Source organism: Acinetobacter sp. NigerLNRRAM0016, from assembly GCF_054112845.1.
This window is the reverse complement of record NZ_JBSYVT010000039.1, coordinates 14,350-27,152: the sequence shown is the minus strand read 5'-3', so window position 1 is coordinate 27,152 and position 12,803 is coordinate 14,350. Positions and strand designations below refer to the sequence as shown.

At 44.0% G+C, this 12,803-nt stretch carries 9 protein-coding genes and 1 pseudogene; 1 reads left to right on the top strand and 9 read right to left on the bottom strand.

The genetic code is table 11. From position 1 onward, the window contains the following. Positions 1-378: 378 nt before the first annotated feature. The 8 genes and pseudogenes from ACWQ4X_RS16745 to ACWQ4X_RS16710 all read right to left on the bottom strand — a co-directional run bounded on the left by ACWQ4X_RS16745 (position 379) and on the right by ACWQ4X_RS16710 (position 11,218). Positions 379-3,036 carry a hypothetical protein gene (locus ACWQ4X_RS16745; RefSeq protein ID WP_457904405.1) on the bottom strand — a complete coding sequence of 886 codons (2,658 nt, stop codon included), beginning with the start codon at positions 3,034-3,036 and terminating at the stop codon, positions 379-381. Positions 3,037-3,341: 305 nt separating this feature from the next. Next, positions 3,342-3,471 (bottom strand): annotated as a pseudogene (locus ACWQ4X_RS16740) (tyrosine-type recombinase/integrase); the annotation flags it as partial. Positions 3,472-3,825: 354 nt separating this feature from the next. After that, the gene (locus ACWQ4X_RS16735) at positions 3,826-4,884 is read right to left on the bottom strand and encodes an enoyl-CoA hydratase/isomerase family protein (protein ID WP_457904404.1); all 1,059 of its coding nucleotides are present in this window, start codon (positions 4,882-4,884) and stop codon (positions 3,826-3,828) included. A gap of 15 nt (positions 4,885-4,899) precedes the next feature. Then, positions 4,900-5,703: an enoyl-CoA hydratase gene (locus ACWQ4X_RS16730; protein ID WP_457904403.1), complete on the bottom strand. Its 804-nt coding sequence runs from the start codon at positions 5,701-5,703 to the stop codon at positions 4,900-4,902. A gap of 103 nt (positions 5,704-5,806) precedes the next feature. Next, positions 5,807-6,931, bottom strand: a complete 1,125-nt coding sequence (locus ACWQ4X_RS16725) for an acyl-CoA dehydrogenase family protein (protein WP_457904409.1) — start codon at positions 6,929-6,931, stop codon at positions 5,807-5,809. Between the two features lie 120 nt (positions 6,932-7,051). After that, positions 7,052-8,713, bottom strand: a complete 1,662-nt coding sequence (locus ACWQ4X_RS16720; protein ID WP_457904402.1) for an AMP-binding protein — start codon at positions 8,711-8,713, stop codon at positions 7,052-7,054. Between the two features lie 85 nt (positions 8,714-8,798). Beyond that, positions 8,799-9,689, bottom strand: coding sequence for a 3-hydroxyisobutyrate dehydrogenase (gene mmsB / locus ACWQ4X_RS16715; protein ID WP_457904401.1), 891 nt, complete (start codon positions 9,687-9,689; stop codon positions 8,799-8,801). Positions 9,690-9,700: 11 nt separating this feature from the next. Then, on the bottom strand, positions 9,701-11,218 hold the full coding sequence (locus tag ACWQ4X_RS16710) for a CoA-acylating methylmalonate-semialdehyde dehydrogenase (protein WP_457904400.1): 1,518 nt from the start codon (positions 11,216-11,218) through the stop codon (positions 9,701-9,703). Positions 11,219-11,388: 170 nt separating this feature from the next. Here ACWQ4X_RS16710 and ACWQ4X_RS16705 point away from each other — a divergent pair, with 170 nt between their 5' ends. Then, positions 11,389-12,270 (top strand): LysR family transcriptional regulator, encoded by an 882-nt coding sequence (locus tag ACWQ4X_RS16705; RefSeq protein ID WP_161932917.1) that lies wholly within the window; start codon positions 11,389-11,391, stop codon positions 12,268-12,270. A 24-nt stretch (positions 12,271-12,294) separates the two neighbouring features. On the opposite strand, the gene ACWQ4X_RS16700 is transcribed toward ACWQ4X_RS16705, so the two are convergent. After that, entirely contained in the window at positions 12,295-12,762 is a 468-nt protein-coding gene (locus ACWQ4X_RS16700; RefSeq protein ID WP_457904399.1) for a surface-adhesin E family protein, read from the bottom strand. Positions 12,763-12,803 lie beyond the last annotated feature (41 nt).

The following is a 12,803-nucleotide window of genomic DNA, read 5'->3' as shown; positions in this document are numbered from 1 at the left end:
TGGTTCAGAAAGACGATTGAATGAAGGTATTGATGTCATGGTGTCTCCAAAAAGTATTTTTCACCATGTCATCAGTCAGTTGAGTATTTATTTACGAGTACATATGTACTCGTTCCTGAGTACTCTCACAGTCTCCAGTACAGTATTCTCTGTAAATGATCTGTGAGAAGTAGCATCATGAAAGAAAGATTGTAGCGATTGATTGAATTCTTTTTATAGTCAGTATCTTATTAATCGAAGAGTTAGGATATCTTAATAATATAAGATACCAACTAAGCCTGCTACATCACAAACTAAAAATACCCATAAAATCCTACTTTGGTTAATAGTAACAACTACTAAATTATGGGAATTTCTTCATCAGCAGAGAAGCTAAAGTTAGCTTACTCCACTATCACTCTTTGCTTTCGATTTCTTGTTTCTAACCACTGGTACAACTTTTTCCATAGGCATTTGATTGTCAAATAAATTCGTTAAATACCGACTCATGCTTAACTTATGTGTTGAACCAGATGATACATCCTGTAAAAAAATAGCCTGTGAAATAAAATAGGGAATAAGATGTGAAATCACTGATTTTTCTACTGCGGCTTTATGATTTCTAATGTAAAGATACTTCACAGCCAAACTCTCATGCTTTGGAATAAAGTCTATAAAGCTGACTAGTTTTTCTAGATCAGAATTGCTCGGTTGAACTTTACATTTCTTCATTGCAGCGTTAGCAGATTTAACCCAAAGTTCTTCAACTTGCTCACTTAGCCATTTTTGATCTTCCGCTCCATTAGAATTATCAAACATCAGTAGAACATCTAGTGTCTCATGTTGATTTTTTTTACGACAGATTACAATATGTTGGACATCTTTGAATTGCCTATTCTTTCCAGATAACCGTGTTTTAAACGCATTGAAAATAGCTGTAATCCCTAATTTGTCGTGCAATGAGTAGGGTAGGCTAAATTTGCATCTCATAAGAACTCGCTCTTGATCAAAAGCTTTTCGCCATGGTTTAACATCTGCGTACTTCAAATGTTGTAAATTAGGCTTTATTTTTTGTTCGTATTGTTTTGCCAATACTCGTGCTTTTTTCATCAAGTCATTTAAAGTTTGGATTTGTTCCTGATGCATCACTACTTGCGAAATATTACGATGCTCTTCTTCTACAAAATGGTATTCAAAAAGGTTAATCACCAAATCCCAGTAATCTGATTCAATATTTATTGCTCTTAATTTATTTGCAATTTGTTGGGTATAAAAATTATAAAATAATACAAGGTACTGGCTCCCAACTGTAGACAGCCCTTCAGGGCTACAGTTCTGTTGGGGCTTAACGGTGAAAAACGGATTTGTCGAATGTAATAGATTGTCAATAAAACATTCAAACTGAATCAAGAACTTTAAAAGCTCTTCATCAAGTATAGTGTTGCCATAAAATATTTTAGCCCACATATGTCTTTGTTTATTATTTATCTTGGTTTTGACAGCACCATTTTTTTCATCAGCAACATAATCAATAAAATCCTGCATTGTGCATGGAGTTGATGAATGTATGACTTCATCTTGCGATGGCGCCCCAACTTGGATTTCCAAGCTCTTTCCAACTTTTTGTTTTTCAAATTTTGATTTTGGCTCAGGTAATGCAACTGAAGCCAAAGGCATAGCTTGCGTAAAATCACGCTTATTGTTGTAAAAGGCATCTTCTGGATCACTACATCTTCTCTGTGGCAGATCAGCAGCTTGAATATTCCTTTGTACCACTTTGGAATTGAACTGCTCAAGCTGACGAGTATTGCTATTTATTTTCGGGCTAGTATTTCTTACCAAGTGAACTGTAGCGATTTCCGTTGTTTGTGCATCAGTATCCTTAACCCAACATTTGATTGAAGGATGCAAGTTTTTATTATGATGAGAAAAATAAATATACTTACTTGAAATGAATAAATATTTAACTCCCCAATACTCTAGCAAACGTAAGTCTTCTTTTGTAAAAGAAGCGTCAATTTTAAACTTTAGCTCAGGAATAAGTTTCATTAATTGATTATTCCAGTTAGTTAATCTAAATGAAATATTTTGAAAACTCTCAATATCTGATTTTATTTCCTGCTCAATTCTATCAATTCTATCTTCTGAAAAAGGCTGTTCCATCAAATCCCGATGGTTTCTTATCTTTTCTAATTCTTTTAAATATTTAGCTTCAAGATAATTTTTTGTTCTTGTCTTATCTGCCAATAAGCCTTTCAAACTTTCATTAAAACTCGCCAACCAAGATTGTTCAGTTAGAGCTATAGAACTAAGCAGAGTGACTGTATGAAATCTATAACCATAAGCCCCATCATCTTCCAACTTTATATATGCGCGTAAGACATCTGTATGCTGAGAAAATATCGTGACTAAAGCTTCTTCAATAATCAGCTTTAAAGTCGTTGCTCGCTCCAACCATCTATCTGAACAATTATCTTCAAATCGGGATGTTTCAATCTCAATATCAAATGCCAAAAAATATGCGTTGTCTGTTTGTTTTAAAAAAGAATGTAAATCTTTAAATATTGTTTTGTGGTCATCGTTACAATCAAACCTCTCAGGTTGTTTAGCCAACAATTTAAGCTCGTCTCGAGCTGAATGTATATTCCTGAGAAAAGCATTAATTTCAGCCTCATCTTTTTTATTCTGAGTTAATTGTCGATAGTCTTTTAACTGAAGCTCAGTGTAGAGTCTTCGGCACTCTTTTGAATATTCGGTTATACCAAAATTTAAAAATACTTCAGGATCAATTTTAAGATTTTCCAATACATTCTTAAACGTACAGTAATCAATTTCATTTGAGGGTATTCCCTCATTTTCTGCTGCCATTAACCGACCAAAATATATCTCACAATTTCGATACCATCGAATCAATTCCAAAGAATTAGAAACTGGTTGCTTTACGTTGTAGTAACCATCTTCATCATAAATTGAATGCGAATAACGAAGTTCCATTATTTTAAATAAATCACCACTTTGTACCAAAGCAGCATTGGGGAAATAGGTAGTATTAGACATACAACACCAACGTAAGCTATTGTTTTATAGATTCATAATGACTCATTTACTAATTTTTTACTACAGCAAATTTTAACTTTTAATACTGCATTTTTTAATTAATACCACAGCAAATTTGATAAGTTACAACAATCATTGCACTTATTTACAACAGACTAGACAAGCATCTCCCCCCAATAATTCAACAAGACATAAACAAAAAAATCCCCCTTATACCATATTGGTTTAAGGGGGATTTCAGTCTATTCAGGCTTTTATTAATAATTTCAAAATTCCATCCATGTCTTCAACTGCTCTGCATACCATTACATCATTCGCACACGCTCTTCCCAATACTGCGCACGGTTATAAGCAGAGCGAATTCTATTCTGCTCTAGATGAAACCAACAGACGTTCAATCCATTCTGGAATTAATAAATTTGACTCTCTTAATAATTATACAAAGCAATAAAAAGCTCACTATTGGCATACAATCAATTAAACGGTTATTATACGACCAATTAATACACCTCTAAATTGAGCTAACTCTATCATCATCTATATGGGGGTAAAATTGGGGGTAGAAACAAAAACATGCTATATAAATATATTTTTATTTCAATAATTTAAATTAATAATGCGACTCCCTCTTTCAGCCAAGATTCATTATCATGCAGTCACATGATGTCTTGAAAGGCTTAAATCCAAAGGGTTTAAGCCTTTTTTGTTGCCTTTAGAAAATATAGCCAACCTGTAAAAAATCCCCCAACAAAGGGGGATTTCATCATTAGCACGTAGAAAAATAGAGGCTTATACCGATGCGCTCATCTGCTTTTGCTGTCGTGAAGGTGGCAACAGGTTCTCAAACATTTGCATCAATTCTGGATTTGCTGTTTGCCATTTTGGCTGTTTATCCTTATCAATCAACAAGGCACGTACACCTTCCAGCATATCGCCCTGCTCAAACCAGATATCCTGCAAATCACGCTCAAGCTGCATACATTGCTCTAAAGACAAACCACGTCCTACATGCTGGAGTTTCAGGCTAATCTGCTTTGCCAACAATGAGCGCTGCTGTAAAGTCGCCAAAATTTTGGCTGCCCAATCCGCATGCTCACCCTCTGCTGCACTCGCCAGACTGGCTTCAATCTGCCCTAATTCAGCATGAGCAAAATGCTGTCGAATTGCCTCTTCATAAAGTTTTAAATCACTTGGTACAGGTGTTTTTAAATGACGTGTAATGATCTGTTCAATCAACTGCTGATTTAATGCTAAGGCACTCGCCAGCTCAGTTTGCAAAGTTGCCAACTGCTCACTGCCCACCAAGTAATCAATCAAATCCAGATGCAAGGCATCGCTACTGCTAATCTGATCTCCTGTTACTGCCATATACACGCCAATATCATCTAGGCGGGACAGGAAATGCGTCGCTCCGACATCAGGGAAAAAACCAATCGCAGTTTCAGGCATGGCAAAACGTGATTTTTCACTGCTGACAATAATATGACAGGCTTGCGCCAAACCAAATCCACCACCTAAGACATAACCATCCAAAAACACCAGCACGGATTTTGGATATTGGCGCAAGGTGTTCAGCATGTGATATTCATCGGCAAAATAGCGCTGGTGATTGCGGGTGCCATTTTGATAACTGTCATATAGGAAGCGAATATCACCCCCTGCACAAAAAGCCTTCGGGCTATTCGAATTAATTAGGATCGCCTGAACCTGAGCATCTTCGCGCCACTGCTCTAATTGTTGGGTAATGCCATGAATCATGGTGAGGGACAGTGCATTCAGATGGCTGGCACGATCCAGTGTGATCACACCTAAATGCCCTTGAACACTGATCTGTAAATTATTTTCCATAATGCGTGTCCATCCTTATTGATTGTTGAATTGCGCTGCACGCTTTTCGACAAAGGCTTGCATGCCTTCTTTCTGATCCTGCGTCGCAAAGATGGAATGGAAAGTACGGCGCTCAAAGCGCAAACCTTCGCTAAGGCTGACTTCAAAGGCACGGTTAATGCTTTCTTTAATCATCATGGTTGCGGTCAGGGAGCGCTGGGCAATTTTCTCAGCCGCCTCAAGGGTATAAGCCAGTAATTCTTCTTTTGGTAACACCCGCGCGACCAAACCACTCTGTTCTGCCTCAGTGGCATCCATTTGGCGGGCGGTTAGACACATTTCCATGGCTTTGGCTTTACCCAGTGCCAGCGTTAAACGCTGCGTTCCACCAATCCCAGGAATCACGCCCAGTGTCACTTCAGGCAAACCAAATTTGGCATTCTCGGCACAATAAATAAAATCGCACATCAATGCCAATTCACATCCACCACCCAGTGCATAACCACTGACTGCGGCGATCAAGGGTTTACGGCGCTGTGCAATGCGATCTGCCAAATGGAAAAAATCATCAAAATAGATATTAGGGAAATTCAGCTCTGCCATTTCCTTAATATCGGCACCCGCAGCAAAGGCTTTTTCTGAACCCGCCAATACCATACAGCCAATCTCACGATCACGTTCAAACTGGTCTAGTGCATGGTTAATTTCAGCAATCAGCTGGCTGTTTAAGGCATTCAGTGCTTTAGGACGGTTCAGGGTAATCAGTCCCATACCATTGCGCTTTTCCACCAAAATGGTGTCCCATTGTTGTTCTTCGATGAAAGTTTTTTCCCACTGCATGCTTTTATCCTTTCTGTTTAGATACGCTGTACAGGCACTCCGCCGATCTCAAATCGGCCACTTAAACTAGCCTGTACATCCTTCAATGCTTGTTTCTTTCTGTTTATAAACTACGCGCAATCACGAGGCGCTGGATGTCACTGGTGCCTTCATAAATCTGGCAAATGCGGGCATCGCGATAAATCCGTTCAATTGGAAAATCTTTCAAATAGCCATAACCGCCAAAGATTTGTAAGGCATTGGAACAGACGCGTTCCGTCATTTCTGAGGCAAACAGCTTTGCCATCGAAGCTTCGGTTAAACACGGTTGACCTGCTTCTTTCAAACGTGCGGCTTGATGCACCAACTGACGCGCTGCGGCAATTTCAGTTGCCATACTGGCTAAACGGAACGATACCGCTTGTTGTTCAAAGATTGGTTTGCCAAAGGCAACGCGTTCTTTGGCATAGCGGGTGGCTTCTTCCAAAGCGGCGCGGGCTAAACCCACCGCCTGTGCGGCAATGCCAATCCGTCCACCTTCCAGATTGGACAAGGCAATTTTTAAGCCCTCACCTTCTTTACCCAACAGCATGCTTTTGTGCACCCGCACATCGGTCAAGGCAATTTGGCAGGTATCGGAGGCATGTAAACCGAGTTTTTCTTCAACCCGAATCACCTCATAACCTGGGGTATTGCGTGGCACCAAGAAGGCGCTCATGCCTTTTTTACCCGCAGCGGGATCGGTCACGGCAAACACGATAATCACGCCTGCGTTATGCCCCGAAGTAATAAACTGCTTGGCCCCATTAATCACATAATAATCACCATCTTTCACAGCACGGGTTTTGATCGCCGCAGCATCGGAACCGGTATGTGGCTCGGTTAAGGCAAATGCACCAATCATTTCACCTTTGGCCAAAGGCAACAAAAATTGCTGCTTTTGTTCTTCGGTGCCAAATTTAAGAATCGGTACGCAGCCCACGGAGTTGTGCACACTCATAATGGCTGAGGTTGCCCCATCCGCCGCAGCAATTTCTTCCAGCGCCAGCACATAAGCCAAATTGCCTGTGGCTGATCCGCCCCATTCTTCAGGCACCAACATGCCCATAAAACCCAATTGCCCCATTTGCTGTAACGCCTCTGCGGGAAAAATGCCATGTCGATCCCACTCACTGGCAAAGGGTTTAATCTGTTCTTGGGCAAAGCTTTTTACCATGTCCTGAATCAGGACTTGTTCTTCAAAAAACATGCCGTGTCGACCCCACTCACTGCTCGTCGATTTCATCTGTTCTTGATCAAAGCTTTTCGCTGTGTCCTGCATGCGGACCTGTTCTTCAGTGAATTGCATACATCCCTTCCTTACAATCTGTTAACTGGCGACAGCCGTGGCTGTTTGCTGCTTGGCAATTTCCTGATTACGCAGTAAAAAGCGCTGAATTTTTCCACTTGGGGTTTTTGGCAGTTCGCTGACAAACTCAATCAAACGTGGATAGGCATGCGCCGATAAACGCTTTTTCACAAATAGACTCAGTTCGTTTTGTAATTCTGGGCTGGCCAGATGCTCACCCGATAAAATCACAAAGGCTTTAATTACTTCGGTGCGTTCAGGATCAGGCACGCCAATCACCGCAGCCTCAATCACCGCATCATGTTCTAGCAAGGCACTTTCTACATCGAATGGACCGACGCGATAGCCCGACGTGGTAATCACATCATCACTGCGGCCGACAAAGCTCATACTGCCATCGGCATGAATTTCCGCAGTGTCGCCAGTTAAATAGTAATGACCAACAAAGGGTGATTTACGGCTTTCTTCATAACCGCCAAACCACATCATCGGTGACTGACTGATGTCCACTGCCAGAATCCCCGGAGTATCGGCACCCAGTTCTTTGCCCTGTTCATCCACCGCCACCACGCGATAGCCTGGGCTGGCAAAGCCTGCCGAACCTGCACGCACTTCATGTTCCAGCGCATGATGGTTACACACCACCATGCCGACTTCAGTTTGACCATAATGGTCAAAGATTGGAGCATCCAGTACTTGCTTGAACCAGCGGAACACTTCTGGGTTCAGCGGCTCACCTGCACTGCTCACCACACGGAATTTGCCGTGCAATTTCGCCATTTGTTGTGGATCTGCCGCCATCATCATGCGATAAGCAGTTGGCGCACCAGCCAGATTATTCACGCCATAGTCTTGAACAATTTGACATAAGCTGTCCGGGGTAAATGCGCCTTCATAAAAAATGGTCGGATGTCCAAGCAATAACGGGCCGGTAATGCCGTAATACAAGCCATAGGCCCAACCCGGATCGGCAATATTCCAGAACGAATCTTCGGTTGTTAAGCCAATCGCATCTTGCATATAGCCACCAAACGCAATCAGGGCTTTTAGCGGTACTTTCAGTGGTTTGGCAGGACCTGTGGTGCCTGAGGTAAACATCAACAAGAACGGATCTTGAATGTTCATCATCACCAGTTCGCATTGATCCGACTGACGGTTCACTTCTGCCCAAAAACTGAAATCGCCCTGATACAGTCCTGTGCCTTTGGCTCCTGACACAGTCACAATTGCAGGGCAGCCTGCTACCTCATGCAATTTGTCGCGATTGCCGACATCGGTCACCACCAGTTTGCTTTGTGCCAACTGTAAACGGTGCTCAATGGCTTTCGGACCAAATGCGGTAAACAAGGGTTGATAGACTGCACCAATACGCCATGTGGCTAAAATGGTGATGATGAGTTCGGGGGTACGTGGCAATAAGCCCGACACGCGATCGCCTTTTCCAATCCCTTGTGATTTGAGGAAATTGGCAAATTGGCTGGCCCGCTGTTGTAATTCGCGAAAGGTATACTGTTCTTTACGACCATCTTTCCCCTGCCAAAACAGCGCAATGCGCCCCGGCAAGGCATGCCGATCGCAACACTCATAACACGCATTCAGCGCATCGATTGAACCGGATAAGAACCGTTGCGCAGCCTGTTGCAAATCAAAGCTTTGCTGCGCTTGTTGATAATTTAAAGTCATCCTTCACCTCAGTCTCATTTATTGTTATTCACGACAAGGGTTTTTTTATAGGGTGCATTCATTGCACCCCAGTGTTGCTTTTCAATTAATGCTCACGCGGTAAGTACTGCTGGATAATGCTGGAAAAATCCAAATGGGCATTGCCCTGCAGGCAGAGCTGTTGATACAGCTGTTGCGCCAAACCACCGAGCAATACAGGTTGCTTGACTTGGCTCGCCGCTTCAATAGCCAAACCTAAATCTTTTAACATCAGTTGCGAGGCAAAACCGTCGGTATAACCACGACCCGCGGGTGCATTCGGGCTGATATCTGGCCAAGGATTACAGATTTCCGAACTCCAGCAACGACCGCTAGAGCTATTGATCACCCCTGCCAGAGCATGCGAATCAATCCCCAATCGGCTACCGAGTGCCATGCCTTCTGCCACTGCCGCCATGGAAATGCCCAGAATCATGTTATTGCAGATTTTGGCAATTTGCCCTGCACCCACCGCGCCGCAGTGCACGGTGTTTTTGCCCATAAAACTCAGGATCGGTTTGACTTGCTCATAGGTCGCCTCATCGGCACCGACCATAAAGGTGAGTGTCCCTGCTTTGGCACCAATGGTGCCACCAGACACAGGCGCATCGCAGACCTGAACCTGATGCTTCAAACCTTCAGCCGCCACATCTTTAATGGTTTGCGGGTCAATGGTGCTGGAATCGATACATAAACTGCCTGCACGCATCACTGCCAAAATTCCAGTGTCTCCCAAATACACCTCGCGTACATGCTTGGCTGCGGGCAACATACTGATCACCACATCCGCTTGTTCTGCTGCGGCTTGCGGGCTATCGCAGACGATTCCGCCACTTTCGGAAAACTGCTGCAAGGCTTTTTCACTCAGGTCATAACCCAGAACCGTTTGCCCTGCTTTGAGCAGGTTCTGTGCCATGGAACCGCCCATATTGCCTAAACCAATGAAAGCTATCTTCATCGCGCTACTCCTTAGCGTAAACTGATGGTGGTATTCACTTCCCCAGCCTCTTGGCTGTCTTCAAACCAGCGGCTGGTGATGGTTTTGGTTTGGGTATAAAACTGTACCGCCTGTTTGCCATATGGACCCAAATCCCCCAGTTTCGAGCCACGTGAACCGGTGAAACTGAAGAATGGCACGGGTACAGGAATTGGAATATTGATGCCGACCTGACCGATATCAATGCGGTTTTGGAAGGTCCGCGCCACGACACCGCTTTGAGTAAATAAGCCCACGCCATTGCCAAATGGATTGGCATTCACCAGCTCAATTGCCTGCTCCAAAGTATCTACACAGATAATTGCCAGTACGGGACCAAAGATTTCTTCTTTATAAATGCGCATATCCGTCGTGACATTGTTAAACACTGTTGCGCCAACAAAGTTGCCATTTTCATAGCCTTTGACCTGAATCTCACGACCATCCAGCAATAATTCCGCACCTTGCTCCACCCCGCTGTTAATCAGCTCAATCACACGCGCTTTGGCACGTGGTGAAATCACCGGACCAATGTCGGTATTCGGTTCATGCCCCGCATTCACGCTCAAGGTTTTAGCTTTTGCCACCAAGTCATTAATCCAGTGTTTACTGTCACCGACCATCACCGCGACAGAAAGTGCCATACAACGCTGCCCTGCCGCACCGAATGCGGCACCGACCATGGCATTTAAAGTTTGTTCTTTATTGGCATCAGGCATCACCACCACATGGTTTTTCGCCCCCATCATCGATTGCACACGCTTGCCATGTTGACCTGCGAGGTTATACACATGCGTACCCACGGCAGTCGAACCGACAAAGGAAATCGCTTTAATGTCTTGATGAGTACACAGTGAATCGACCACATCTTTGCCGCCATGCACCACATTCAACACGCCTGCTGGAATACCTGCTTCAATCGCCAACTCGACCAGCATCATGGTCGACAGCGGATCTTGCTCAGACGGTTTCAATACAAAAGTATTGCCACAGACAATCGCCATCGGGAACATCCACAATGGAATCATGGCTGGGAAGTTAAATGGGGTAATGCCCGCGCAGACGCCCAACGGTTGTTGCAAGGTATAAGTATCCACACCGCGTGCCACGCCCTCGGTATATTCACCCATTTGCAAAGTTCCGATCGAGCAAGCATGTTCCACCACCTCCAAACCACGCTGAATATCACCTTCGGCATCGGCTAAAGTTTTGCCCTGTTCTGCCGTCAACACCTGTGCAATTTTCTTGGCATTGGCACGAATTAGCTCCTGCAATTTCAGCATAATGCGCATACGTGCCTGAATCGGGGTTTCTCGCCAGCTGGCAAATGCCGCTTTGGCGGAAGCAATGGCTGCCTGTACTTCTTCAGGCGTGGCAAAAGGCACCAGACCAATCACTTCTTGCGTGGCTGGATTGACAATGTCTTGCCACTGCTGGGTTTTAGATTCGATGAACTCACCGTTAATCAATAATTTAGCTGTCGATAGTTGGATCTTAGGAACCGTATTCATAACCTCTCCATAGGCTTGCATTTTTATTGTATTGCTGCTGAACCCTACGACTTAAACCGTATGTTCAATTTGTGATTTTCAAATCAGACTAGCAAAGAAAACTTTGACCACCAATGCAGATTGGTGCACGATGGTTGTGCAATTTTGCACAGGATGTGGAAAATAAAAAAATGAAAGTGGATTGGGATCATCTACAGTTTTTTTTGGTCTTGGCGCGTGCCAAAACCCTGACCAATGCCGCGCGGATTATTGGGGTCGAACACAGTACTGTGGCGCGGCGGGTACAGGCACTGGAACTGGCTTTAGGCACACCGCTATTTAAACGTGAAGCCACAGGCTATGAACTGACGGTCGATGGCATGGCGCTGGTACCTCGCGTCGAGCAAATGGAACAGGCCTTTTTGCAGATTGAAAAACCGCAGCAACCGCTCGAAGGTCGGGTCAGAATTGGCGCACCTGAAGGTTTTGGTACCGCATTTTTGACCCAGTTATTGGCCGAACTGTCACAGCAATTTCCGCTGCTGACCATCGACCTGATTCCCGTTCCCAAAATGATTAAGCTGTCGCATCGCGAAGCCGATATTGTGATTTCAATTGACCGTCCTAAATCGGGTCCTTACATCATTACCCGTCTGACCGATTATTGTCTGAAAATTTATGGCAGCCAAAGCTATCTGACACAACATCCCCCGATTCAAAACATGCAAGATTTAGCCCATCACCGCTTTGTGAATTATATTGATGATCTGATTTATAGTTCCGAACTGTATTGCTTGGAACGCTTACCGATTCCACTGACCGCCAATTTCCGCAGCAGCAGTATTTTGGCGCAGCAAATTGCGGTAAACGCAGGGGCTGGACTGGCGATTTTGCCGCAATTTTTAGCCCATGATCAACCCAATCTGGAGCAAGTACTGGCTGAACAAGTCCGCTTTACCCACACCTTCTGGATGCTGACCTTTGTCGATTTACAGCATGAACCACGGATTAAACTGGTCTGGGATTATCTGCGTAAACAGGCCGATCTGAAGCAACGGATTTTAATGGATTAAGCGGTCAACGCCAGCTACGTACCCTCAATACTCGCCCATTTCGATACGACGGGTCAGCTGTTCCAGACGATCCACTTTCTGGCTTTGCGGCAAAACACGGCACACCATTTCAGCGGTGTAGTCCACCGCAGTATTTGGAATAATCGGGCGAGCCTGACTGGCGGCATAATTCTGGCTACTCATTAAGGAGCCATTTTTCTTGAAATTGGCAGAGGAACGAATGCTGTATTGTTCATTGTCGCAGCCCACACGGTATAACGCCAAGGAATAATCGCCCAGCTCCAGACCATCTTTTTCTTTATCATTTTTAATCAGATATTTGACCCAGTATTCGACCTCATTGCTCTTGGCATCGAGGACTTTGACCCGATTAAAATCGACATAAATGAATTGCGAGCGATCGTAATTTGCATTAACAAAGGTCCACTCGGCACATGCAAACACACTCCAAAATAAACTGAGACAACTGATCAGCACACGATTGAACACCATACTCTCCCCCAGATAGGCGCAAGGGATTATAGCAACTCCAT

Excerpts from the sequence above, each read along its gene's own strand:
- ACWQ4X_RS16745 (WP_457904405.1), bottom strand. The coding sequence starts at position 3,036 with ATGTCTAATACTACCTATTTCCCCAATGCTGCTTTGGTACAAAGTGGT.
- ACWQ4X_RS16735 (WP_457904404.1), bottom strand. The coding sequence starts at position 4,884 with ATGGAAAATAATTTACAGATCAGTGTTCAAGGGCATTTAGGTGTGATC.
- ACWQ4X_RS16730 (WP_457904403.1), bottom strand. The coding sequence starts at position 5,703 with ATGCAGTGGGAAAAAACTTTCATCGAAGAACAACAATGGGACACCATT.
- ACWQ4X_RS16725 (WP_457904409.1), bottom strand. The coding sequence starts at position 6,931 with ATGTTTTTTGAAGAACAAGTCCTGATTCAGGACATGGTAAAAAGCTTT.
- ACWQ4X_RS16720 (WP_457904402.1), bottom strand. The coding sequence starts at position 8,713 with ATGACTTTAAATTATCAACAAGCGCAGCAAAGCTTTGATTTGCAACAG.
- mmsB (WP_457904401.1), bottom strand. The coding sequence starts at position 9,689 with ATGAAGATAGCTTTCATTGGTTTAGGCAATATGGGCGGTTCCATGGCA.
- ACWQ4X_RS16710 (WP_457904400.1), bottom strand. The coding sequence starts at position 11,218 with ATGAATACGGTTCCTAAGATCCAACTATCGACAGCTAAATTATTGATT.
- ACWQ4X_RS16705 (WP_161932917.1), top strand. The coding sequence starts at position 11,389 with ATGAAAGTGGATTGGGATCATCTACAGTTTTTTTTGGTCTTGGCGCGT.
- ACWQ4X_RS16700 (WP_457904399.1), bottom strand. The coding sequence starts at position 12,762 with ATGGTGTTCAATCGTGTGCTGATCAGTTGTCTCAGTTTATTTTGGAGT.